The following is a 23,134-nucleotide window of genomic DNA, read 5'->3' as shown; positions in this document are numbered from 1 at the left end:
CGGACTCATGATCACGGTTCGTGACGCATCAACTACGAGACACTCTCGTGTCCAAGGCCACTTAGCAGGGCAAACCGGGCGTCAGTTGCACCGTTCGAGCAGCTGCACCGCGCGCCAGCGGGCGACCAGCTTGTCGTACGCGGCGGACGCCTCCTCGGCCTCGCCCCGACCCAGTCCGGACAGTCCGGTGGCCACCAGCTCGGTCGAGTCGTCGGCTTCGAGCGTCTCGTCCGGCAGCAGTTGCACCAGGCCGCCGTAGTCCAGCTCGACCACCGAGCGCGGGTGGAACTCCTCCAGCCACCGGGCCGCCTCCTCGACCGCCTCGGTGATGGGCGCCTCGCCGATCGACTTGCGCAGCACCGACAGCGCCCGGGACGCCCGGCGGCGCGCCTTGGAGATCTCGGTGCGGTAGCGCAGCGCCCGCCGCTCCGGCTCGGTGACCAGGTGCCGCTCGCCGGCCTCGAACAGCACGAACCAGCGCAGGGGCACGCCCCAGGTGGCGATCTGCTCGTGCACCCGGGGCACCCCGTGCTCCAGCACCCGGGCGCCGCTGCGCCAGTCCTCCACCACGGCCTTGGCCTGCCCGGCGAGCACGGGCGGCACGAACGCGTCGGCCAGCACCGAGGGCACGCCGTCGCGGGCGCTCAGCGCCGCCTCGGCGACCCGGATACGCAGGTTCCAGGGGCAGACCAGCAGCGCGTCGTCGGACTCCAGGACGTACGCCTCGTCGGGCAGGTCGGGCAGCCGGGTCCAGCCGGCGCCGAGCGCCTCGATCACCGCCGTCCGCTGCCGTACCGGTCCCTCCAGCGGGGCGATCGCGCGGCCCTCGCTGACGTACCGGCGCCAGTACGACTGCCGGTCCCGGTCGAAGGCGGTCAGCGGCTCGTACACGCGCAGGTATGAAGCGAAGAGCGACGGCACGGCGCGATCCTCCCACGAGACGGGACCGCCCGTCGCCGCCCTCGGGCCCGTGGCGTGACATGCGCGACAGTACGGTTCGGGCCGATATTAGGCTCAACGACACCGGCAGCATCCCGCCGGCGTGCCACCCGGGTTCCGCGCCCCACAAGGGCGCACACCGACACAGGAGTCAGCCATGGGCGTATTCGCCAGTACCGACGACCCCGTCTCCACGGGGCATGAGCAGGTCGTGTTCTGCCAGGACAAGCAGTCCGGCCTGAAGGCGATCATCGGGATCTACTCGACCGCGCTGGGCCCCGCGCTCGGCGGCACCCGGTTCTACCCGTACGCCAGCGAGGCCGAGGCCCTCGCCGACGTGCTCGACCTCTCCCGCGGCATGGCCTACAAGAACGCCCTGGCGAACCTCGACCTCGGTGGCGGCAAGGCGGTCATCTGGGGTGACCCCGAGCAGATCAAGAGCGAGGCGCTGCTGCGCGCGTACGGCCGCTTCGTCGAGGCGCTGAACGGCCGCTACTACACCGCCTGCGACGTGGGCACCTACGTGGCGGACATGGACGTGATCGCCCGGGAGACCCGCTACGTGACCGGCCGCAGCGTGGAGCACGGCGGCGCGGGCGACTCCTCGATCCTCACCGCCTGGGGCGTGTTCCAGGGCATGCGGGCCGCCGCCGAGCACGTCTGGGGCAGCCCGACGCTGGCCGGCCGCCGGGTCGGCGTGGCCGGGCTGGGCAAGGTCGGCAAGTACCTGACCGCCCACCTGCTCGACGACGGCGCCGAGGTCGTGGCGACCGACGTCAGCCCGCGCGCCCTGGAGTGGGCGCGCACCACCCACCCGCAGGTCACCCTGGTCGACGACACCGAGGCGCTGGTCACCTCCGACATCGACGTGTACGCCCCGTGCGCGCTCGGCGGCGCGCTGAACGACGACACCGTGCCGGTGCTGCGGGCGAAGGTGGTCACCGGGGCGGCGAACAACCAGCTCGCCCACCCGGGCATCGAGAAGGTGCTCGCGGACCGGGGCATCCTCTACGCGCCGGACTACGTGGTGAACGCCGGTGGCGTGATCCAGGTGGCCGACGAGATCGAGGGCTTCAACTTCGACCGGGCCAAGCTGCGCGCGACCCGGATCTTCGACACCACCCGGCAGATCCTCCAGCTCGCCGACGACGAGGGCGTGCCGCCGGCGGTCGCCGCGGACCGGCTCGCCGAGCGGCGGATGGCCGAGGTCGGCCGGCTGCGCACGATCCATCTGCGGTGAAGCTCACCTCCGGGGGCGGGGCGGCGCTCCACCCCCGGAGGCGGTGCGCGTTAAGCTGATTCTCGGGCTCGTTAGTACCGGTATGTCCGGTGTCACGGCCAGCCCCGGGGCTTACCCCTTACCCGGTACACTTTGTGACGGCTGGACCACTGCGACGCGCAGGTCCGGTCGACGGTGACCCGAGGTGCCGAACGATGGCATCCCCATGTACCGTAAGAGCCACGAGAGATGCCTGACGTCATCGGGGCCCGCCTTCGGGCTGCCCCGCATTCTGTGCGAGGGGGTCGAGCCATGGGGCGCGGCCGTGCTAAGGCCAAGCAGACGAAGGTGGCCCGGGAGTTGAAGTACCACTCCCCGAACACCGACCTAACCGCCTTGCAGCGCGAACTGGCGGGTAGTGGAAAGTCTGAGCACAACTTCGACGACGACTACAAAGAGTATGTCGACGACGATGACGAGGACCACGCGGACGACGACCCGGACACCTGGGCTCGTCCGACCCGCTGACCTCCGGTCACATCTGAGCACGCGGTAACCCCCGCGTGCTCACGCATGTGCTCTGCTGAGCCGGCGTACGACCGACGATCAGGGACCTGCCGGCGCTCCGGGGCGCCCGCTCCGACGCGCCGGCAGGTCCTTGATCGCGGAACCGTTCCCTCAGCGTGGCCGGTTGTTCCAGTTGTAGAACGTCGGGATGTTCTCGAAGTGGTTCCACGCGCACACCGCGTCGGCGCCGTCGCCGCCCGACACCTCCGCCCGCAGCAGCCGCGCCGCCTCCGCCTCCCGAAGCAGAGCGGTAAGCCCCGCAGCGGCGTCCCGCACCCGGTCGGCGACCGCCTCCCGGTCGGTGTCACTGATGGTCTCGGGCATGCTCCAACACTCCCTCCAGTAGGCGGATCTTGCTGTTACGGCAGTGCTCGGTCTCCGTACCGTCGAAACGCCCCAGCTCGAAGTAGCGGTTGGCGGCGTGCCCGCCGCCACAGAACCCGAAGTACGCGCAGGACGCCCGGCACGCCTCCACGCCGGTGAGGAACTCGCCCACCCACGGCGTACCGGCCGCGCCCGCGAGGATGTCGCCCAGCGGCGTGGTCAGCACGTTCCCGCTGGCGAAGTCGCCGTACCGGGGGTCGGTGAAGCCGGCCAGCTCCGGCGAGAGCACCACCACCGAGCCGTCGTGCCCGACCGTCGGGATCGGGTCGAGGCTCCGGGGCAGCAGGTCGTCGGCGGTGCCGGCCAGGACCGCGCCCGCGTACCGCAGCGACCACTCCACCTCACGCAGGTGGATCCGGGGATCCCGGCGCCAGGCCGCCACCAGCTCCGCCCAGAACCCGGTGACCGCACCCTCGTCGCGCGCGTTCGTCCGGGTGTTGACGCCCTCGGTCTCCTCGATGTTGACGCCGAGCACGTCGCAGCCCAGGTCGAGGAAGTAGTCGTACAGCTCGGTCGCCAGGCCCGGTTCCGGCCGCGAGACCACCGCGAGCGCCGAGAACGGCAGGCCGTGGCGGCGCAGCGCCGCCACACCCGCCACGATCCGGTCGTACGCGGGCCGCCCGCCCCGGGTGACCCGCTCGCCGTTGCGCGCCCGCGGCCCGTCCACGCTGATGCTGACCCGCACCCGGTGCTCGGCGAAGAACGCGCACCAGGCGTCGTCGATCAGGGTGGCGTTCGTCTGCACGTGGTGCTCGACGTCGGGCCCGAACGGCGCCAGCAGCGCGGCCAGGTGCTCCCGGCCCGCAGCGAGCGGCTCCCCTCCGTGCCAGACCACGGAGAATCGACCGCCCGCCGCCCACGGGTTCACCGACGCCGCCACCGCCTCGGCGACGGCCACCGGCATCCGCCTGTCGACCGCCCGGAAGGGGAGGTAGCAGTAGGCGCAGTCGAGGTTGCACAGCGTCGTCGGCTGCATCACCACGTACGACGGGACGGCAGAGATGCCCCGCATCCCTCCGGGCGTGCGCGCAGCCATCAGCACCTCCCCCGCCTGCCTGAAAACCGAACCTCCAGGCTAGGCCGCGGCGACCGCTCGGGTGAACCCCCGATAAAGTGCCCGGCCGATCGGCGCAGGGTGATCAGCCTCGGGTGTGCTGCCCGACCATCTGCACGTTGCCGGACCCCTCGATGATCTCGCCGGCCTGCCAGGCGTCCACGCCCCGGCCGGTCAGGGTGGCCAGCGCGCGGTCGGCGTCCTCGGCGGAGACGATCGCGAACATGCCGACGCCCATGTTGAAGGTCGCCTCCATCTCCGGGTCCTCGATCCGGCCCTTGGACTGGATCAGGTCGAAGATCGGCTGCGGCTTCCAGGTGGAGCGGTTCACCACGGCGTCGACGTGCTCGGGCAGCACCCGGACCAGATTGCCGGGGATGCCGCCGCCGGTGACGTGGGCCAGCGCCCGCACCTCGGCCTCGGCGATCAGCTTGAGGCAGTCCTGTGCGTAGATCTTGGTCGGGGTGAGCAGCTCCTCGCCGAGCGTCCGCTGGCGGCCGAAGTCGTCGATCACCACGTCCAGCCGCATCCGGCCGGCGCCGAGCAGCACGTGCCGGACCAGGGAGTAGCCGTTCGAGTGCAGGCCGGACGAGCGCATGGCGATCACCACGTCGCCCACCTCGACGCGCTCCGGGCTGAGGATCTCGCTCTCCTCCACCACGCCGACGCCCGTGGCCGAGATGTCGTACTCGTCGGGGCGCAGCACGCCCGGGTGCTCGGCGGTCTCGCCACCCAGCAGCGCGCAGCCGGCGTACCGGCAGCCGTCCGCGATGCCCGCGCCGATCTCGGCGACCTTGTCCGGCACGACCTCGCCGGTGGCGATGTAGTCGAGCAGGAACAGCGGCTCGGCGCCGCAGGCCACCAGGTCGTCGACGACCATGGCGACCAGGTCGATGCCGACCGTGTCGTGGATGTCGAGCTGCTGGGCGATCACCAGCTTGGTGCCCACGCCGTCGGTCGAGGAGGCCAGGATCGGGTTCTTGTACTTCTTCGTGTCCAGCCGGAACAGGCCGGCGAAGCCGCCCAGGTCACCCATGACCTCGGGGCGCCGGGTCTCCTTGACCTTCGACTTGAGCAGCTCGACCGCGCGGTCGCCCGCCTCGATCGACACCCCGGCGTCGGCGTACGAGACCGAGCGTTTGCGCTGCGTCCGGCCGGAACCCGCCGACCAGGGCTGGCGGTCGCCGCCGGCGCCCGTCGGGCTGGATCCTGCGCCGCTGCGCTCGGACACGTGCGTCACGGTTCTCCCCTTTGTGGTTCCCGCGGGCCCGGAGCGGCCGGACCCGCGTCGGTGGTGCTACGGGTGGTGGGTCGGTGTGGCGACGAGCGGACCGGTCGGCCCGGCCGCCTCGGCGGCGACCCGGCGTCCCACTCCTTCGAGCACGTGCTTGCCGATCAGGTTCCCGGCCGGCAGTTCGATGGGGTACTCCCCATCGAAGCACGCCCGGCAGAGCCGGCTCTTCGGCTGCTCGGTCGCGGCGATGAGACCGGGCAGCGATACGTAACCGAGCGAGTCGGCACCGATGGACCGCCGGATGCCGTCGTTGTCGAGCCCGTTGGCGAGCAGCTCGGCGCGGGTGGCGAAGTCGATGCCGTAGAAACAGGGCCAGCTCACCGGCGGCGAGGAGATCCGGACGTGGACCTCCAGCGCGCCCGCCTCGCGCAGCAGCCGGACGATCGCCCGCTGGGTGGTGCCCCGAACGATCGAGTCGTCCACCACCACCAGGCGCTTGCCGCGTACGTTCTGCCGCAGCGGGTTCAGCTTCAGCCGGACGCCGAGCGCGCGCAGCGTCTGCGAGGGCTGGATGAACGTGCGCCCGACGTACGGGTTCTTCATCAGGCCCTGGCCGTAGGTGATGCCTGATTCCTCGGCGTAGCCGATCGCGGCCGGCGTGCCGGACTCCGGCACCGGGATCACCAGGTCGGCCTCGACCGGATGCTCCTTGGCGAGCTGGCGGCCGATCTGCACCCGCGCGGCGTGCACGTTGCGGCCGGCGATGGTGGCGTCCGGCCGGGCGATGTACACGTACTCGAAGAGGCAGCCCTTGGGCTCGGGCGAGGCGAACCGGCTGGAACGCAGCCCGTTCTCGTCGATGGCGATCAGCTCGCCCGGCTCGACCTCGCGCACCACGCTCGCGCCGACGATGTCCAGCGCGGCGGTCTCGCTCGCCACCACCCAGCCGCGTTCGAGCCGGCCGAGCACCAGCGGGCGTACGCCGTGCGCGTCCCGCGCCGCGTAGAGCGTCGACTCGTCCATGAAGACGAAGCTGAACGCGCCGCGCAGCTGCGGCAGCACCTCCAGCGCGGCCGCCTCGACCGACAGGTCGGGCCGACTCGCCAGCAGCATGGTGACCAGCGAGGTGTCGTTCGTCGAGCCGTCCGAGTCGAGCCCCCGCACGGCCGCCTCGCGCTGCAACTCGGCGGTGTTGACCAGGTTGCCGTTGTGCGCCAGCGCGATCGTGGTGCCGGCGGTCGTGGCACGGATGGTCGGCTGGGCGTTCTCCCAGGTCGAGCCGCCGGTGGTGGAGTAGCGTGCGTGCCCGATCGCGACGTGGCCGCGCAGGCTCGCCAGCGTCGGCTCGTCGAACACCTGGGCGACCAGGCCGAGGTCCTTGTAGACCACGACACCGGAGCCGTCACTCACCGCGATGCCCGCGGCCTCCTGACCGCGGTGCTGGAGGGCGTAGAGCCCGAAGTAGGTGAGGTTGGCGACCTCTTCACCCGGCGCCCAGACGCCGAAGACGCCGCACGCGTCCTGTGGGCCGGGTCGCTGGGGGTCAAGGTCGTGGCTCAGCCGGCCATCGCCTCGGGGCACCTGCCGCTCCCTCGCAGTGGGGTCTGGACTGGCCTGGCGGAGTCAGGGGGGCAGCTCCGCACGCATGGGCCGGGACCGTCGTCGGCTCTCAGTGTACGCGACCAGCAGTCGACACCGACAGTCACGAAGCGTCCGCTCAGCGTGAGCAGGGTTTGCCCTGCTCGACGCCTAAATCGGGAGGTACGGGGAGAGGTCAGCCCGGTTCCCGGAAACCCGGATGCGACCCTCAGTGACCGTTTCCGCCCATCCCTGGCGTCCGGTGGCGACCGCCAGCCAGGTCGGCGGGTCCATCTCCACCACGTTCGGCGGCGTACCACGGGTGTGTCGTGGACCACTCACGCACTGGACCGCACCGTAGGGTGGGACGCGCACCTCCACCGATCGGCCGGGGGCGCGATCCGCGAGGGCAGCCAAGAGCGTCCGGACCGCCTCCCGGAGCACCGGCCGTTCGGGCGTACGCCCCTCGTCCAGCGCCACCAGTGCGGCGCGTACCGCTTCGGAATAAGCGTGCGGAGAGGACACGACGGGACGATACGACCCGGCAGAAGGCCGCCCGACGGCGGCCCTGGGTAGAGATGATCCGGTCAGACAAGGCATAGTTGCCGACGGCGTTATTCGTACCGTGAGTGATCAACCTCGGCCGAGCGGCCGACGGGGGGATCAGACCCGGAAGGCGGTGGACGTGTCAACACACCGACGTGCCTGGAAGCAGCGGGCCGGTGTGGTCGTAGCGCTGGTCTTCGGCGCCCTGCTCACCGTCCCCGCAGCTCCCGCCCTCGCGGCGAACCCAGACGTGCAGATCACCAGCCTGTCGACAGACTCCCTGTCAAGCGGTCAGCAGACCGCCATGAGCTTCACCGTCAAGAACAACAACGACTCGACGAGCATCTTCAGCATCAATGTCGAAACGTTCGACGGACTGAAGTGTCAGGGCGAGTGCCGGATCCCCGCCCGATCCATCGGGAACGGTGAGTCAGCGACCTTCAACGTGACGCTCGTCGCCGACAACCTCGCGCCCGGTGCCAACAAGGCAGGACAGGTCCGGGTCTCCGCTCGGGCCGGCGGCGACCAGGCTGGCGACTCGCGGAACATGACGGTGCGTGGTCCGGAGGCGCCGCAGCAGCCGCAGACCGTCAAGACGGTCTCGGGCAAGGTGGTAAACGCCGACGGCGATCCGATCGAGGGCGCCCTCGTCATGCTCCGCGACAGCGCGGGCAAGGAACGCCGCACCAACACCAGTGGTAACGGCAACTTCAGCTTCAGCGGCTCCGAGTCCAACCCGATCGCGCCCGGCCGGATCGACCTCGGCGCCTCCACCGACGGCGCATCGCCGGTCGCCCGGTCGATCAACGCGAACGCCGGCCAGTCGGTGACCGGTGTCCGGCTCAGCATCCAGGTGAAGGCGTCGGCGAGCCCGAGCGCCACCCCGTCGGCGAGTGAGTCCGCCCCGCCGTCCGAGGAGCCGCTCGACGAGGAGGCGACCGACACCCCGTCGGCCGAGGCGCCCGCCGCGCAGCAGCCGGCCGCGAACGAGGACTCCGGCGGCTTCGGCTCCTGGCTGCTCATCCTGCTCGGCGGCCTGTTCGTCGCCGTCGGCGTGGGCACCATCGTGCTGCTCTACATGCGCCGCAAGAACGAGGGCGACGACGGCGATGGCGACGGTCCGGGTGGACCGGCCGGTCCGGGTGGTCCCGGCGCGGCCGGTGCGATCCCGGCGGCCCGGGGCGCGTACCACGGCACCGACGACCAGACCCGCGTGGTGAACGGCATGGGCGCCCCGGCCGCGACGATGGTCGGCGGCCCCTCGATCAGCGACGCCCCCACCATGCTCCAGCGGCCGGTCGTGGACGACGTCCCGCCGGACCCGTACGGCGCGCCGCCCGGCCCGGCGTACGGCGCGGGCGGCGGCCAGGGCGGCTACGGCTACGGCGACGACGCAGCGGGCCAGGGCGGTTACGGCGGCGCGGGCGGCTACGGCAACGCGCCCTCCTCGGGCGGCGGCTACGGCAACGGACCCTCCTCCGGTGCCGGCTACGGCAACCCGGACTATGCCGCAGGTGCCGCTGCTGGGGCAGCCGGCTACGCGGCCCAGGGCGGTGGCTACGGCAACGAGCGCTTCGACGAGCCCACCGGCCGCTACACCGGTGACAGCACGCAGTACGCACCGGCGGCCGACCCGTACCCCACCAGCACCTACCAGCCGGAGCAGGACCGCGGCGGCTACGACCAGGCCGGCTCGGCCCCGTACGGCCGTGGCCCGGAGCAGGGCGACGCTTACGGCGCGGCCGGTGGCTACGGCGCCGCGTCGGGCGGCTACGACAACGGCGCGACCGGCGGCTACGACAGCACCCGCCAGCAGGGCGGATACGGCGAGCCCACCGGCGCCTACGGCAACGCCGCGGGCGGTGGCTACGGCGACAACCCGACCGGCGGGTACGGCGACGCCCCGGCCTACGGCGGCGGTCGCGCGGCGGGCGGCGGCTACGGCGACGCACCGACCGGCGGGTACGACAATGCCCCTGCCGGTGGCTACGGCGACGCCCCGGCCGGCGGCTACGACAGCACCCGGCAGCAGGGCGGATACGGCGATGCGCCCGCGGGCGGCTACGACAACCCCGCCGGCGGCTACGACAGCCGGTCCCAGGGTGGCTACGACAAGGGCGCCGGGGGTTACGACAGCGGCGCGACAGGTGGCTACGACAGCGCTCGTCAGCAGGGCGGATACGGCGACGCGCCGGCCGGCGGCTACGGCAACGCCGGTGGCGGTTACGACGGCGGTCACCAGTCCGGCGGCTACGGCCAGCAGGGCGGCGGATACGGCGAGGGCTACGGTCAGAACCCGCAGGGCGGTTACGGCCAGCAGGGCGGTTACGGCCAGGAGCCGCCGCAGCAGCGCGGGGGCGGCTACGACAACGGCTACTCCAACGACCCGGCGCAGGCGGGTCGCGCCCGCCCGGACGGGCAGGCGGACCGGAGCGGACGACGCCTCGACTGGCTGGACGACTGACAGACACCAGACGTGAGAACTGTGGCCGCCCGCGAACAGCGGGCGGCCACAGTCGTCAGCGGGCCCCGCAGGACGGGAGCAGAAGCGGTGCTCAGGCGGGGGCGAAGTAGCCCTGGCGGAGCACCGGCACCACGTCGGAGACGCCCACCTCGGTCGCGACCGTGACGTCCTCGGCGAAGCCGCCCTCGGCGAGTTCCCGCCCGGAGACGCATCCCCGGACCGCTGCCGGCACGTCCGGCGTGCTCGCCAGCGCGGCGAGCGCCATCGCGGCCTCCACCGAGAGCCCGCCTGGCACATCGGCGAGCGCGTCGAGCACGCAGGCCGCACCGAGCTGGTCCTCCACGCACGGCCGGAGCGACCCGTCGGGCCAGCGCTCCCCGGCCGCCACCACGCCCACGGGTGCGTCCTTCGAGCCGTACCCCTCGGCGCGCAGCCAGCGCCCGACGGCGGGTGCGTTACGCAGGCACGCCGCGACCACCGGCACTCCGGTGGCGCTCGCAGCGGCGCTGATCGCCGAACCGTTGGGTGACGGCAGCACCAGGTCGGCGACGACCGGCGCGGCCCGCAGCGCCGCCGGGGACAGCGACCACGGGTGTTCGGTCGTCGTCTTCCGGCGGCCCACAGCGGCCACGGCCCCCACCCGGCGGGCGTAGTCGGCAGCCTGCTCGCCCCACGGGAACGGGTGCACCCGCATGCCGCGGCTCACCGCAACCTCCACGGCGGTGGTGAACGACAGCACGTCCACCACCACCAGGGCGGCACAGACCCGGCCGAGTTCCGCCGCCCCGGTCAGTCCCCAGTCGAACCGGGCACCGGCGCCGGGTTGGGCGAAGACGGCCAAGGCCAGCGCCTCAGCGCTGACCCGGCGCCGGCTCACCGGGAGCCGGAGCGTCGGACCCGTCGGCGGGCGCCGACTCGTCCTGGGCCGGGTTTCCGTCGACTGCCGGTGTCGCCGTACCCTCGGCCGGCTCGGCCTCGTCGGACGCCGCAGCGGACGCCTCGGGCTCCGCCGCGGCGGCGGGTGCGGACGCCTCGGCGTCGGCCGCCGGAGCGTCCCGGCCGGCCTTGGCGATCGGCTCGGCGTCGACAGCGGCCGGGTCCACGCCGACCGGCTGCTCGGCGGTGGCCGGAAGCACAGTGGTGGTCCCGGTACGGGTCGCCTCCACCTCCACGCGGGCCGCCTCGGCGGCACCGAACAGCCGCGGGAGCGTACCGGTGTGCGCCTCGCGCAGCTCGTCCAGGCCGATCCGGAACTGGCCGTGCACCTCCAGCCCGCCGGAGGCCGGGTCGGTGACGCCGATGAACTCCCACGGCACGCCGCGCTCGGCGCAGAGGGCGGTGAACGCCTTCTCGTGGCCGCGCGGCACCGACACCAGCACGCGGCCGGCGGACTCGCTGAACAGGAACACGAACGGCATCGAGCCACCGGCGAAGTGCTCCGGCACCACGACCCGGGCGCCCACGCCGCGGCGCAGAGCCGACTCGACCAGGCTCTGCGCCAGGCCGCCGTCGGACAGGTCGTGCGCGGAGCTGAGGTGCCCGACCCGGGCCGCCTCGGCCAGCAGTTCGGCGAGCTGCCGCTCGCGGGCCAGGTCGACCTGCGGCGGGATGCCGCCCAGGTGCTCGTGCGTCACCCAGGCCCACTCCGAGCCGGACAGCTCGACGTGCGTCTCGCCCAGCAGGAAGAGCTGGTCGTGGTCGCCGGCCGGACGCGGCACGAAGCCTATCGGCACCCGGTCGGCGACGTCGTCGAGCACGCCCAGCACGCCGACCACCGGGGTCGGGTGGATGGCGGCGGCGCCGGTCTGGTTGTAGAAGCTGACGTTGCCGCCGGTCACCGGGATGCCCAGCTCCAGGCAGCCGTCCGCCAGGCCGCGCACGGCCTCGGCGAACTGCCACATCACGCCCGGGTCCTCCGGCGAGCCGAAGTTCAGGCAGTTGGTCACCGCGATCGGCTTCGCGCCGGTCACCGCCACGTTCCGGTACGCCTCGGCCAGCGCCAGCTTCGTCCCGTGGTACGGGTCGAGGCGGGCGTACCGGCCGTTGCCGTCGACGGAGAGCGCGACACCCAGGCCGCTGCGCTCGTCGATCCGGATCACGCCGGAGTCCTCCGGCTGGGCGAGCACGGTGTTGCCGAGCACGTACCTGTCGTACTGCTCGGTCACCCAGGTCTTGTCGGCCAGGTTCGGCGACGCGATCATGCGCAGCACGGTCTCCCGGAGCGCCTCCGGGGTGCTCGGCCGGGGCAGCGTCTCGGCGCGGTCGGCCTGGAGCAGGATCAGGTCGGCCGGCTCGCGCATCGGCCGGGCGTACACCGGGCCGTCATCGACGAGCGAGCCCGGCGGCACGTCCACCACGAGCTGGTCGCGCCAGGTGACGACCAGGCGGCCCGGCTGGCCGTCCGCCGACGGCGCGGTGACCTCGCCGATGGCGGTGGCCCAGACGCCCCACTTCTCGGCGGTCTTCAGCACGGCGTCGAGCTTGTCCGGCGAGACGACGAGCAGCATCCGCTCCTGGGACTCGCTGGCCAGGATCTCGTGCGGCTCCATCGACGGCTCGCGCAGCGGCACGCGCTCCAGCCAGACCCGCATGCCGGTGCCGGCGGAGGCGGCGGTCTCGGTGAGGGCGCAGGTCAGGCCGGCGCCGCCGAGGTCCTGGATGCCGACGACCAGTTCGGCGTCGTACAGCTCCAGGCAGGCCTCGATGAGCAGCTTCTCCATGAAGGGGTCGCCCACCTGCACGGACGGGCGGCGCTGCTCGCTGCCCTCGTCGAAGGTGGCGCTGGCGAGCACGGACACTCCGCCGATGCCGTCGCGGCCGGTCTTGGCGCCCATCAGCACCACGATGTTGCCGGGGCCGGTGGCGTCCTTCTTCTGCAGCCGGTCGACCGGCAGCACGCCCAGGCAGAGCGCGTTGACCAGCGGGTTGCCCTGGTAGCAGGGGTCGAAGACGACCTCGCCGCCGATGTTGGGCAGGCCCAGGCAGTTGCCGTAGCCGCCGACGCCGGCGACCACGCCGGGCAGCACCCGGGCGGTGTCCGGGTGGTCGGCCGCGCCGAAGCGCAGCGGGTCCATCACGGCGACCGGGCGGGCGCCCATGGCGAGGATGTCGCGGACGATGCCGCCGACGCCGGTCGCCGCGCCCTGGTACGGCTCGACGAAGCTCGGGTGGTTGTGCGACTCGACCTTGAAGGTCACCGCCAGCTCGTCGGAGACCCGGACCACGCCGGCGTTCTCCCCGATGCCGGCGAGCAGCCGGTCACTCGGCGGCGCCTTCTCGCCGAACTGGCGCAGGTGCACCTTGCTCGACTTGTAGGAGCAGTGCTCGCTCCACATGATCGAGTACATGGCCAGCTCGGCCTGGGTGGGCCGGCGGCCGAGGATGTGCCGGATCCGGTCGTACTCGTCGTCGCGGAGGCCCAGCTCGGCGTACGGCTGAAGCTCCTCCGGCGAGTCGGCGGCCCGGGGAACGGTGTCCACGCCCAGCGCCCAGTCGTCGGTCGGGCCGGCCTGCGGCACCACGCCCTGCGGCTCGCGCAGGGCCGGGTCCGGATGGGTGGTCATGACGTCTCCTTGCTGCGCTCGCCGCCGGTGCGGCGGGTGGGCCGACCGATGTTCCCGGCCACCATCACGCCGGCGCTCCCACCAGATGCTTGAGCACCGAGGTGAAGAAGCCGAGGCCGTCCAGGGAGGGGCCGGTGAGCGCCTCCACCGCGTGCTCGGGGTGCGGCATGATGCCGACGACGTTGCCGGCCTCGTTGGTGATCGCGGCGATGTCGCGCTGCGATCCGTTGGGGTTGCCGCCGACGTAGCGGGCGACGACGCGGCCCTCGCCCTCCAGCCGATCGAGCGTCGCGGGGTCGGCGACGTAGCAGCCCTCGCCGTTCTTGACCGGGACGAGCACCTCCTGGCCCGGCTGGAACGCGTTCGTCCAGGCGGTGCCGGTGCTCTCGATCCGCAGGACCTGGTCCCGGTTGCGGAAGTGCAGGTGCTGGTTGCGGGTGAGCGCCCCGGGCAGCAGATGGGCCTCGCAGAGGATCTGGAAGCCGTTGCAGATGCCGAGCACCGGCAGGCCACCGCGCGCGGCCTGGACGATCGTCTCCATCACCGGTGCGAACCGGGCGATGGCGCCGCAGCGCAGGTAGTCGCCGTAGGAGAAGCCGCCGGGCAGGACGACAGCGTCCACCCCGTGCAGGTCCGGGTCGCCGTGCCAGAGCCGGACCACCTCGGCGCCGGCGATCCGTACGGCCCGGGCCGCGTCCCCGTCGTCGAGCGAGCCGGGGAAGGTGACCACACCGACCCGGGCGGTCACGACTGCGCGCCCGCGGTCTCGTCGGCGGTGACCACGTGGACGGTGAAGTCCTCGATGACCGGGTTGGCCAGCAGCTTGTCGGCGATCTCCCGGGCCCGGTCCAGGTCCGGTTCGCCGGTGAACTCGATCTCGATCCGCCTGCCGATCCGAACCGAGGCGACGTCACTGACGCCGAGGCGGGGCAGCGCGTTTGCGACGGCCTGGCCCTGCGGATCGAGGATCTCGGGCTTGAGCATGACGTCGACTACGACGCGAGGCACTGGGCACTCCTGACTGTGTACGCAGTTGGGTGCCGGCCCAACAATCGGGCGAGCGGAGCCAGCCTACCTGGCAGATACCGCCCGGCCCGCACCGGCCGGGGGCAGTTCCGGCACCGATCGGCCCCACCGGCGGCACCGGACGGGCACCGTTGCCCGTTCGTTGCGGCGCCGATGCGAATTCGTTGCGCTCCGTGCTTGTGGACGCCCCCTGGCACCACCTCCTACCAGGCATTCTGCCGCGAAACACCCCACCTTCGACCGGTATCCGACAGCGCGCCCGCGCGGCACGCGGCGCGCGTCACGCCATCGGCGCGATTCGATCCGCACCTTGTGACAGAGGGTGTCACGGCCGTAGCATGCATCGTCAGATGTCGATGAGTTAGATCGACGTCCCTCGCCGGCCCACCCCATCCGGCGGGTGTCACCCCCTGCCCGGCAACCCCGGGCGTCCGCGCAGAAGGAGCCCCGACATGCGCCTCCGTCCCCTGCTCGCCGTGCTGACCACCGCGCTGGCCGGCGTCCTGGCCACCGCCTCCGGCGCCACCGCCGCGCCGGCCGGCCCCCAGCCGATCATCGGCGGCGGCACCGTCTCGTCGGCGCCGTGGGCCGCCGCCGTCTTCAGCAACGGCTCGTTCACGTGCTCCGGCAGCGTGATCGCGCCCCAGTGGGTGCTCACCGCCCGGCACTGCGTCAGCGGCACCATGTCCGTCCGGGTCGGCAGCGTCTACTACGCCTCGGGCGGCGTGACCCGCACCGTGAGCGCCTCCTACACCCGCTACGACCTGGCCCTGCTGCGCCTGTCCAGCACGGTCAGCACCTCCGCCGTCTCGCTGGCCAGCAGCAACCCGCCGGTCGGCTCGACCAACACCATCTACGGCTGGGGCATGACCTGCTACAGCGGCTGCGGCGCGTCGCCCCAGCTCAAGACCGCCAGCGTCCGGGTGACCAGCACCAGCGTCACCGACGCGTACGGCGGCCAGGCGATCCGGAGCACCCGGGTCAACGGCAACGCGTGGCGGGGCGACTCGGGCGGCCCGCAGTTCTACAACGGCCGGCAGGTCGGCGTCGCCTCCACCGCCGACGGCCAGAGCATCCAGAACTACGGCAGTGTTGCGTACAACCGGGCCTGGATCACCTCGACGGCCGGTGTCTGACGGTTGATGCCGATGCGGCGCGGATCGGTCGGGTGCGGCCCGGCCGTCCGCGCCGCGCCGTTTTTCAGCATCCGATCAGCTGAACACGGCTCGCGAACCACCCGGCCGGGGACTGACAGCATCGGAAGCGTGCTGGTCGTGACGACGGATCAACTGCCCGGCTACGAGATCCGCCAGATCCTCGGCGAAGTGGTCTCCTCGATGGCGAGGACCCGCAACCCGTACCGCGAGGGGGTCAAGAACCTGCGCGGTGGCGCCTACGACCCGATGGCGCCGGACAACCTGACCCGGTGGCGCACCGACTCGGTGGCCCGCCTCGGCGAGGAGGCGCGCCGCCTGGGCGCGAACGCGGTGATCGGCATGCGCTTCGACAGCCGCGACTGCGGCGAGATGTGGATGGAGATCTGCGCGTACGGCACGGCGGTGATCGTCGCGCCGAAGATGCCGGACGTCATGCCGCCGGACCAGCCGGCGATCGCGGCCGAGACCGCTCACGAGCCGGAGATCGCCTCCGCGCCCGGCGGCATCGCCGAGCCCGCGAGCGCCCCCAACCTGAGTTCCGCGGCCGAAACCCCCACCGGCCCCTGACCCCCTTGTCCTGCCGCGTCGATCATGAAGTTGACGGCAGGAATGATCTCCCTGAGTGCCGCCAACCTCATGATCGACCAGAAGAACAGGGCCGTCAGAGGATGGGGGGCGGGGAGTAGGTCGCCGCCTGGGGGTGGGACTCCACGACCCTGGTGATTCTTGCGGTCACGCGGGCGACCTGGTCGGTGGCGGCGCCGACGAAGGCGTTGCGGTCGGCCACCAGCGTGTCGATCTCGGCCCGGGTCAGGCCCAGCCGGCCGTCGGCGGCCAGGCGGTCGAACAGGTCGTTCTCGGCCGCGCCCTTCTCCCGCATCGCCAGCGCCACGGCGACCGCGTGCTCCTTGATCACCTCGTGCGCGACCTCCCGGCCCACACCCCGGCGCACGGCCGCCACCAGGATCTTCGTGGTGGCGAGGAACGGCAGGAAGCGCTCCAGCTCCCGGTTGATCACCGCCGGGTACGGGCCGAACTCGTCCAGCACGGTGAGGAACGTCTGGAACAGCCCGTCGGCGGCGAAGAACGCATCAGGCAGCGCTACCCGGCGCACCACCGAGCAGGAGACGTCACCCTCGTTCCACTGGTCACCGGCCAGCTCGCCGACCATCGACAGGTAGCCCCGGATGATCACCGCGAAGCCGTTCACCCGCTCCGACGAGCGCGTGTTCATCTTGTGCGGCATCGCGCTGGAGCCGACCTGGCCCGGCTTGAAGCCCTCGGTGACCAGCTCCTGGCCCACCATGAGCCGGATCGTGGTGGCGAGCGACGACGGCGCGGCGGCCACCTGGGCCAGCGCGGAGAGCACGTCGAAGTCCAGCGAGCGCGGGTAGACCTGGCCCACGCTGTCCAGCACCCGGCGGAAGCCCAGGTGCCCGGCCACCCGCTGCTCCAGCTCGGCCACCTTGGCGGCGTCGCCGTCGAACAGGTCGAGCTGGTCGGCGGCGGTGCCCACCGGCCCCTTGATCCCGCGCAGCGGGTAGCGGCCGATCAGATCCTCCAGCCGCTCGTACGCGATGAGCAGCTCCTCGGCCGCCGACGCGAAGCGCTTGCCGAGCGTGGTGGCCTGCGCGGCGACGTTGTGCGACCGGCCGGTCATCACCAGGGCCGAGTACTCCCCCGCGTGCCAGCCCAGCCGGGCCAGCGTGGCGACCACCCGGTCCCGGATCAGCTCCAGCGAGGCACGGATCTGGAGCTGCTCGACGTTCTCGGTGAGGTCGCGGGAGGTCATCCCCTTGTGCACGTGCTCGTGCCCGGCGAGCGCGCTGAACTCCTCGATCCGGGCCTTCACGTCGTGCCGGGTGACCCGCTCCCGCGCCGCGATCGAGGCCAGGTCGACCTGGTCGACCACCCGCTCGTACGCCTCGACCACCCCGTCCGGCACCGGCACGCCGAGATCACGCTGGGCCTTGAGCACCGCCAGCCAGAGCCGGCGCTCCATCCGGACCTTCTCCTCCGGTGACCAGAGGGCGACCAGTTCGGGCGAGGCGTACCGGTTGGCGAGCACGTTCGGGATCGTCGTCACGTACCTCAGTCTTTCATGAGGCCCGGGCCGGTCCCGGCGACGCCGGTACCCGGTCCGGCCTGTGGGCGGGCCGGACCGGGACACACCGTCAGCCCAGCCGGATCTCCGGGTCCAGCGCGACCGCTGCCATCTCCTCGACTGTCATCAGGTGCCGGTCGGTGGACGAGACCGTCTGCACCGACACGAACGCACCGTCGGCCCGCTTGACGGTCACGGTACGCAGGACCGTGCGCTTGGTCACCGGCCCCGCCACGTTCCTGCCCTCCGCGTCGTGCGCCACCACCAGCTCGCCCCCGGGGCCGGTGAAGGACCGGCACGTGACCTCGCCGGGGCGGCACCGGTCCGGGCCCGACGTGTGGCCGGGGCGTACCCGGCCCACGTTGATGTTCAGGTACGACCGGACCTCGCCCCGAGCGGCGACACCCACAGCCAACCAGCCGGTCGCGGACTCCCACTGCAACCGCTGCACCGACCACGGCGGCGCGTCGGTGACCGGGCCGTCCCAGGTCTCGCGGTCCCCGGTCGACGCGCCCTGCACCCACCGCAGGTCCGGTGCCTCCCGGTGGAACGCGGCGAGCATCGCCGCGCGCAGGCGCTCCGGCTCGGTCCGTGCGGCGGCGGACGCGGCCGAGTGGGCGGGCGCCGGACCACCGGACGCCCCCGGCTGCACGACCACGCCGACGCCGAGCGCCAGGGCCAGCACCGCGGTCGCCGAGGCGTACGCCCCCACCGTTCGCCGCCGACGCCGGCCCTCCCGCGCCACCAGGGCGTCCACGTCCACCGTCGTCGGCGGCGCATCGCCGATCGCCTCGTCGAAGATCTGCCGGTACGTCATCTCTGCCTCCCGCTCTCCGCTGCCGAATGGTGCGAGGCGAGCAGCCGCAGCGTCTCCAGCGCACGGGCGGCCTGACTCTTCACGGTTCCGGTGCTGACGCCCAGGATCTGCGCGGTCTCCTCGACCGACAGGTCGCAGTAGAAGCGGAGCACCACCACCGCCCGTCGGCGCGGCGCGAGCCGGCCCAGCAGCTCCAGCAGCATCTCCCGCTCACCGACCGACGGCTCCCCGGCTGCCAGGTCGGCCCGGTCCGGCACCTCGTCGGTGCTGCGCTCCCGCCGCCACGGCCGGCGCCGCTCGTCCAGCCACGCGTTGGTGAGCATCCCCCGGACGTACGCGTCGAGGTTGTCCGCGCCGAGCGCCCGCCGCCAGTTGCGGTAGAGCTTGCTCAACGTGATCGACACCAGGTCGTCCGCCGTGTGCCAGTCCCGGCAGAGCAGGTACGCCGTCCGGCGCAGCGGCTCCAGCCGGGCGGTCACGTAGTCGCGGAACTCCTCGTCGCGCCCGGTCACGAAGTGCCACCCCTCGCTCGCCTCATGCCCAGGGGACGGAACGAGCCGGCACGCGGGTTGCCCGCCCGGCGCAGAACCGGGCGGGCGTCCTCGTCAGCGCTCCAGGATCGCTGTCACGCCCTGCCCGCCGGCCGCGCAGATGGAGATCAGGCCGCGCCCGCTCCCCTTCTCATCCAGCAGCTTGGCCAGCGTGGCGACGATCCGGCCACCGGTGGCGGCGAACGGGTGTCCGGCCGCCAGCGACGAGCCGTTGACGTTGAGCTTGTCCCGGTCGATCGAGCCGAGCGGGGCGTCCAGGCCGAGGCGCTCCTTGCAGAACTCCGGCGACTCCCAGGCGGCGAGGGTGGCCAGCACCTGAGAGGCGAACGCCTCGTGGATCTCGTAGAAGTCGAAGTCCTGGAGGCTCAGCCCGGCCCGGGCCAGCATCCGGGGCACCGCGTACGCGGGGGCCATCAGCAGGCCCTCGTCGCCGTGCACGAAGTCGACGGCGGCGGCCTCCGACCAGGAGAACCAGGCCAGCACCGGCAGGTTGTGCGCCTTGGCCCACTCCTCGGAGGCGAGCAGCACAGTGGACGCGCCGTCGGTGAGCGGCGAGGAGTTGCCGGCGGTCATGGTGGCCCGCTCGGCGTCCGCGCCGGAGGCGCCGAAGACCGGCTTGAGCGAGCCGAGCTTCTCCAGGCTGGTGTCCGGGCGCAGGTTCTGGTCGCGGGTCAGCCCCAGGTAGGGGGTCATCAGGTCGTCGAAGAACCCCTTGTCGTACGCGGCCGCGAGCCGCTGGTGCGAGCGCAGCGCGAGTTCGTCCTGCGCGGCCCGGTCGACGTTCCAGCGCAGCGCGGTCCGGGCCGCGTGCTCACCCATCGACAGCCCGGTACGCGGCTCGGCGTTGCGCGGGATCTCCGGCTTGAACGGCTGGTGCGGGCGCAGCTTCGCCGCGACCTTGAGCCGCTCGCCGAGCGTACGGGCCGAGTTGAGCTGGATCAGGGTGCGCCGCATGTCCTCGTTGACGGCGAGCGGCGCGTCCGAGGTGGTGTCGACGCCGCCGGCGATGCCGACCTCGATCTGCCCGAGGGCGATCTTGTTGGCGACCAGGATGGCCGCTTCCAGCCCGGTGCCGCAGGCCTGCTGGATGTCGTACGCGGGGGTGTGCGGGTCGAGCCGGGAGCCGAGCACCACCTCACGGGTGAGGTTGAAGTCGCGGGAGTGCTTGAGCACCGCGCCGGCCACCATCTCGCCGACCCGCTCGCCGGCCAGCCCGAACCGGGCGACCAGCCCGTCGAGCGCCGCACCGAGCATGTCCGCGTTCGACGCGTGCGCGTAGCGCGAGTTGGACCGGGCGAAGGGGATGCGGTTGCCCCCGATGACCGCGACCCGCCGGACACTCTGCACGATCGGCCTCCCTCGAAACTGTTGCCCGAACCCTACTCGCCAGTAGGCTACGCCTATGACCGACAGGTACGCGAGCTTCGTCCAGACGGGGGCCGGTCGCGCGCTGGTCAAGCGCCTCGGGCTGCCCGACCCGCCCCGACTGCGCCGGCACACGCCGGGCGACCCGCTCGTTCCCGGGCCGGTCCTGCTCGGCTCCTCGGCCGGCGGCCGGATCGCCGAGCCGGCCGGCAAGATCCTGACCGCCGCCGGGGTCGAGCTGGCCGACCCGGTCGCCGCCCACGACGCCGACCGCCGCTTCGCGGCCCTGGTGTACGACGCCAGCGGCATCACCGACTCCGCCGGGCTGCGCCAGCTCTACGACTTCTTCCACCCGCAGGCCCGCTCGCTGCTGCCCAGCGGCCGGGTGATCGTGCTGGGCACCCCGCCGGCCGAGTGCGGCTCCCCCCGGGAGGCTACCGCCCAGCGTGCGCTGGAGGGCCTGACCCGCAGCATCGGCAAGGAGTTCGGCCGGGGCGTGACCGCCCAGCTCGTCTACGTGACACGCGAGGGTGACGCCGGCACCCCGGTGAGCCTGGAGTCCACGCTCCGGTTCCTGCTCTCCGGCCGGTCCGCGTACGTCTCGGGCCAGGTCGTCCGCGTCGGCACCGGCACCGCCGTGGCGCCGGCCGACTGGGACCGGCCGCTTTCCGGGCAGGTGGTGCTGGTGACCGGCGCGGCCCGGGGCATCGGCGCGGCGCTGGCGAAGGTGCTGGCCCGCGACGGCGCCCAGGTGGTGGCGCTGGACATCCCGGCGGCCGGGGACGAGCTGGCCGCTGTCGCGAACGACATCGGCGGCAGCGCGGTGCAGCTCGACCTGACCGGCCCTGATGCGCCGACGCGGCTGACGGAGTATCTGGCGTCGCGGCACGGGCGGGTCGACGTGGTGGTGCACAACGCGGGCATCACCCGGGACAAGACGCTGGGCCGGATGGACGCCGACCGGTGGGACTCGGTGATCGACGTGAACCTGTCCAGTCAGGAGCGCATCAACGACGTGCTGCTGGAACGCGATCTGATCCCGGCCGGCGGCCGGATCGTGTCGGTCTCGTCGATCGCCGGGATCGCCGGCAACCGGGGGCAGACCAACTACGCGACGAGCAAGGCCGGCGTGATCGGCCTGGTCGACTCGCTGTCGCCGGTGCTGCGCGGGCGCGGGATCAGCCTGAACGCCGTGGCGCCGGGCTTCATCGAGACCCGGCTGACCGCGCGCATCCCGCTGACGATCCGCGAGGCGGGACGCCGGATGAACAGCATGGCCCAGGGCGGCCTGCCGGTGGACGTGGCCGAGACGATCGGCTGGCTCTCCTGGCCGGCGACCGGCGCGGTGAGCGGCAACGTGGTCCGGGTCTGCGGCCAGAGCCTGCTGGGGGCGTGATGGCACCCCGTGACCACGAGGACGACGACCTGACCCTGCACGACCTGATCGAGGGCCCCACCCGGGACCTGACCGCAGCCCGAGCCGCCGCCCAGGCCCAGTCCCACCCCCAGTCCCACCCCACCCAGGCCCGCCCCTCCTCCGACGATCATGAAGTTGACGGCACTTCTGGAGATCCACAAGGCAGCCAACCTCATGATCGACGGGGTGAAGGGGAGAGGGAAGAGGCGGGGTCGGAGGGGCGGCGGCGCGTGGCACTGTCGCGGCTGCCTGCGAGTGGGGCGCTCTACCGGCGGGCGCTGCTGGGAGTGGTGCCGGGGGTCGGGGGGCGTCGCGGGGCGGACGTGCCGGGACTTGAACTGGGCGTCTCGGGGGTCGCTGTGGATCAGCGGCACCTGGCGGACTACGACCGGGTGTGCGGGTTCCGGCTGACCGACCGGCTGCCGGCGACGTATCTGCACGTGCTCGGATTCCCGCTGTCGCTGCGGCTGATGACGGGTCCGGGCTTCCCCATCCCGCTCACCGGCGTGGTGCACGTGGCCAACCGGATCACCGTGCACCGCCCGGTCGAGGTCGGCGAGAGCGTCGACTTCCACACGTACGCGGAGAACCTGCGCCCGCACGAGCGGGGCCGCCAGCTCGACGTGGTGCTGGTCGGCTCGATCGGCGGCGAGGAGGTGTGGCGCGGCGTGTCCACGTACCTCGGGAAGGAGCGCGCCGCAGGCGGCGGCCCGCGGCGCGACCGGGGTGACCGCCCGGCGCCGCCGGCCGCCTCGGCGCGGTGGCGGGTGACGCCCCGGGTGGGTACGGACTACGCGCGCGTCTCCGGCGACCACAACCCGATCCACACCTCGAAGCTGGGCGCGCGGCTGTTCGGCTTCCCGCGCCCGATCGCGCACGGCATGTGGAGCAAGGCCCGCTGCCTGGCCGCGCTGGAGCCCCGGCTGCCCGAGGCGTACACGGTGGACGTGTCGTTCAAGCTGCCGGTGCCGTTGCCGTCCACTGTCGCGTTCAGCGCCTCGCCGACCGGCGAGGGCTGGGACTTCGCGCTGCACAGCGCCCGGGACGGAAGGCCGCATCTGGTCGGTTCGGTGCGCTGAGCGAAAGAGGGGACTTGCCGTCCCCTCTTTTCGGCGCTAAGTTGTTCTCAGATTGAGTTGTTCTCAACCT

21 protein-coding genes are annotated in these 23,134 nt (G+C 72.6%); 7 read left to right on the top strand and 14 right to left on the bottom strand.

The annotated features are described in order from the left end of the window. Positions 1–81: 81 nt before the first annotated feature. A complete protein-coding gene (locus tag FB454_RS11480; protein ID WP_013283431.1) occupies positions 82–921 on the bottom strand; it encodes a DUF8083 family protein in 840 nt (279 codons plus the stop codon). Between the two features lie 175 nt (positions 922–1,096). Here FB454_RS11480 and FB454_RS11475 point away from each other — a divergent pair, with 175 nt between their 5' ends. Together FB454_RS11475 and FB454_RS11470 are read left to right on the top strand one after the other, a co-directional pair. Next, positions 1,097–2,179 (top strand): Glu/Leu/Phe/Val family dehydrogenase, encoded by a 1,083-nt coding sequence (locus FB454_RS11475; protein ID WP_030273411.1) that lies wholly within the window; start codon positions 1,097–1,099, stop codon positions 2,177–2,179. Between the two features lie 291 nt (positions 2,180–2,470). Beyond that, entirely contained in the window at positions 2,471–2,686 is a 216-nt protein-coding gene (locus FB454_RS11470) for a DUF3073 domain-containing protein (RefSeq protein ID WP_013283429.1), read from the top strand. A gap of 150 nt (positions 2,687–2,836) precedes the next feature. Here the strand turns inward: FB454_RS11470 and amcA are convergent, their stop codons facing one another. From amcA to FB454_RS11445, 5 genes are all read right to left on the bottom strand, one after another. Then, positions 2,837–3,049 carry a multiple cyclophane-containing RiPP AmcA gene (amcA, locus tag FB454_RS11465; RefSeq protein ID WP_013283428.1) on the bottom strand — a complete coding sequence of 71 codons (213 nt, stop codon included), beginning with the start codon at positions 3,047–3,049 and terminating at the stop codon, positions 2,837–2,839. Next, entirely contained in the window at positions 3,030–4,121 is a 1,092-nt protein-coding gene (amcB, locus tag FB454_RS11460; RefSeq protein ID WP_174361756.1) for a cyclophane-forming radical SAM peptide maturase AmcB, read from the bottom strand. Before amcB ends, amcA begins: the two co-directional genes overlap by 20 nt. Positions 4,122–4,248: 127 nt before the next feature. After that, on the bottom strand, positions 4,249–5,403 hold the full coding sequence (purM, locus tag FB454_RS11455) for a phosphoribosylformylglycinamidine cyclo-ligase (protein WP_013283426.1): 1,155 nt from the start codon (positions 5,401–5,403) through the stop codon (positions 4,249–4,251). Between the two features lie 57 nt (positions 5,404–5,460). Then, positions 5,461–6,978 carry an amidophosphoribosyltransferase gene (gene purF, locus FB454_RS11450; protein ID WP_013283425.1) on the bottom strand — a complete coding sequence of 506 codons (1,518 nt, stop codon included), beginning with the start codon at positions 6,976–6,978 and terminating at the stop codon, positions 5,461–5,463. A gap of 168 nt (positions 6,979–7,146) precedes the next feature. Continuing rightward, positions 7,147–7,500, bottom strand: coding sequence for a sterol carrier family protein (locus tag FB454_RS11445; protein ID WP_041798746.1), 354 nt, complete (start codon positions 7,498–7,500; stop codon positions 7,147–7,149). Positions 7,501–7,660: 160 nt separating this feature from the next. Between FB454_RS11445 and FB454_RS11440 the strand changes: the two genes are divergently transcribed. Then, entirely contained in the window at positions 7,661–9,985 is a 2,325-nt protein-coding gene (locus tag FB454_RS11440) for a carboxypeptidase-like regulatory domain-containing protein (RefSeq protein ID WP_030273409.1), read from the top strand. Between the two features lie 91 nt (positions 9,986–10,076). Here FB454_RS11440 and FB454_RS11435 read toward each other — a convergent pair whose 3' ends face one another. The 4 genes from FB454_RS11435 to purS all read right to left on the bottom strand — a co-directional run bounded on the left by FB454_RS11435 (position 10,077) and on the right by purS (position 14,556). After that, positions 10,077–10,826, bottom strand: coding sequence for a 2-phosphosulfolactate phosphatase (locus FB454_RS11435; RefSeq protein WP_030273407.1), 750 nt, complete (start codon positions 10,824–10,826; stop codon positions 10,077–10,079). 10 nt (positions 10,827–10,836) lie between these two features. Next, positions 10,837–13,548, bottom strand: coding sequence for a phosphoribosylformylglycinamidine synthase subunit PurL (gene purL / locus FB454_RS11430; protein ID WP_145754996.1), 2,712 nt, complete (start codon positions 13,546–13,548; stop codon positions 10,837–10,839). 64 nt (positions 13,549–13,612) lie between these two features. After that, entirely contained in the window at positions 13,613–14,296 is a 684-nt protein-coding gene (gene purQ / locus FB454_RS11425; RefSeq protein ID WP_145754997.1) for a phosphoribosylformylglycinamidine synthase subunit PurQ, read from the bottom strand. Continuing rightward, on the bottom strand, positions 14,293–14,556 hold the full coding sequence (gene purS, locus FB454_RS11420) for a phosphoribosylformylglycinamidine synthase subunit PurS (protein ID WP_013283420.1): 264 nt from the start codon (positions 14,554–14,556) through the stop codon (positions 14,293–14,295). Before purS ends, purQ begins: the two co-directional genes overlap by 4 nt. Positions 14,557–15,026: 470 nt before the next feature. Here purS and FB454_RS11415 point away from each other — a divergent pair, with 470 nt between their 5' ends. Both FB454_RS11415 and FB454_RS11410 read left to right on the top strand, forming a co-directional pair. Next, on the top strand, positions 15,027–15,710 hold the full coding sequence (locus FB454_RS11415) for a S1 family peptidase (RefSeq protein ID WP_013473438.1): 684 nt from the start codon (positions 15,027–15,029) through the stop codon (positions 15,708–15,710). A gap of 12 nt (positions 15,711–15,722) precedes the next feature. Further along, entirely contained in the window at positions 15,723–16,298 is a 576-nt protein-coding gene (locus tag FB454_RS11410) for a YbjQ family protein (RefSeq protein WP_174361687.1), read from the top strand. A 94-nt stretch (positions 16,299–16,392) separates the two neighbouring features. Here FB454_RS11410 and purB read toward each other — a convergent pair whose 3' ends face one another. From purB to FB454_RS11390, 4 genes are all read right to left on the bottom strand, one after another. Beyond that, complete coding sequence (gene purB, locus FB454_RS11405; RefSeq protein ID WP_145754998.1) at positions 16,393–17,817, bottom strand: adenylosuccinate lyase; 1,425 nt, start codon at positions 17,815–17,817, stop codon at positions 16,393–16,395. An 88-nt stretch (positions 17,818–17,905) separates the two neighbouring features. Then, positions 17,906–18,652: a hypothetical protein gene (locus FB454_RS11400; protein ID WP_145754999.1), complete on the bottom strand. Its 747-nt coding sequence runs from the start codon at positions 18,650–18,652 to the stop codon at positions 17,906–17,908. Continuing rightward, positions 18,649–19,164 carry a SigE family RNA polymerase sigma factor gene (locus FB454_RS11395; RefSeq protein WP_013283415.1) on the bottom strand — a complete coding sequence of 172 codons (516 nt, stop codon included), beginning with the start codon at positions 19,162–19,164 and terminating at the stop codon, positions 18,649–18,651. The genes FB454_RS11400 and FB454_RS11395 overlap by 4 nt, the downstream gene beginning before the upstream one ends. A gap of 93 nt (positions 19,165–19,257) precedes the next feature. Continuing rightward, on the bottom strand, positions 19,258–20,550 hold the full coding sequence (locus FB454_RS11390) for an acetyl-CoA C-acetyltransferase (RefSeq protein ID WP_145822923.1): 1,293 nt from the start codon (positions 20,548–20,550) through the stop codon (positions 19,258–19,260). A 55-nt stretch (positions 20,551–20,605) separates the two neighbouring features. On the opposite strand from FB454_RS11390, the gene FB454_RS11385 reads away from it, so the two are divergent. Together FB454_RS11385 and FB454_RS11380 are read left to right on the top strand one after the other, a co-directional pair. After that, positions 20,606–21,964 carry a 3-oxoacyl-ACP reductase gene (locus tag FB454_RS11385; RefSeq protein ID WP_145822922.1) on the top strand — a complete coding sequence of 453 codons (1,359 nt, stop codon included), beginning with the start codon at positions 20,606–20,608 and terminating at the stop codon, positions 21,962–21,964. Next, positions 21,964–23,064: a MaoC/PaaZ C-terminal domain-containing protein gene (locus tag FB454_RS11380; RefSeq protein WP_357087794.1), complete on the top strand. Its 1,101-nt coding sequence runs from the start codon at positions 21,964–21,966 to the stop codon at positions 23,062–23,064. The genes FB454_RS11385 and FB454_RS11380 overlap by 1 nt, the downstream gene beginning before the upstream one ends. The last annotated feature ends 70 nt before the right edge of the window (positions 23,065–23,134 follow it).

Source organism: Micromonospora sp. CNZ297, from assembly GCF_007827625.1.
This window is presented reverse-complemented; position numbering and strand designations above follow the sequence as displayed.

Excerpts from the sequence above, each read along its gene's own strand:
- FB454_RS11385 (WP_145822922.1), top strand. The coding sequence starts at position 20,606 with ATGACCGACAGGTACGCGAGCTTCGTCCAGACGGGGGCCGGTCGCGCG.
- FB454_RS11410 (WP_174361687.1), top strand. The coding sequence starts at position 15,723 with ATGCGGCGCGGATCGGTCGGGTGCGGCCCGGCCGTCCGCGCCGCGCCG.
- amcA (WP_013283428.1), bottom strand. The coding sequence starts at position 3,049 with ATGCCCGAGACCATCAGTGACACCGACCGGGAGGCGGTCGCCGACCGG.
- FB454_RS11475 (WP_030273411.1), top strand. The coding sequence starts at position 1,097 with ATGGGCGTATTCGCCAGTACCGACGACCCCGTCTCCACGGGGCATGAG.
- FB454_RS11380 (WP_357087794.1), top strand. The coding sequence starts at position 21,964 with ATGGCACCCCGTGACCACGAGGACGACGACCTGACCCTGCACGACCTG.
- FB454_RS11415 (WP_013473438.1), top strand. The coding sequence starts at position 15,027 with ATGCGCCTCCGTCCCCTGCTCGCCGTGCTGACCACCGCGCTGGCCGGC.
- FB454_RS11470 (WP_013283429.1), top strand. The coding sequence starts at position 2,471 with ATGGGGCGCGGCCGTGCTAAGGCCAAGCAGACGAAGGTGGCCCGGGAG.
- purL (WP_145754996.1), bottom strand. The coding sequence starts at position 13,548 with ATGACCACCCATCCGGACCCGGCCCTGCGCGAGCCGCAGGGCGTGGTG.
- amcB (WP_174361756.1), bottom strand. The coding sequence starts at position 4,121 with ATGCGGGGCATCTCTGCCGTCCCGTCGTACGTGGTGATGCAGCCGACG.
- FB454_RS11400 (WP_145754999.1), bottom strand. The coding sequence starts at position 18,652 with ATGACGTACCGGCAGATCTTCGACGAGGCGATCGGCGATGCGCCGCCG.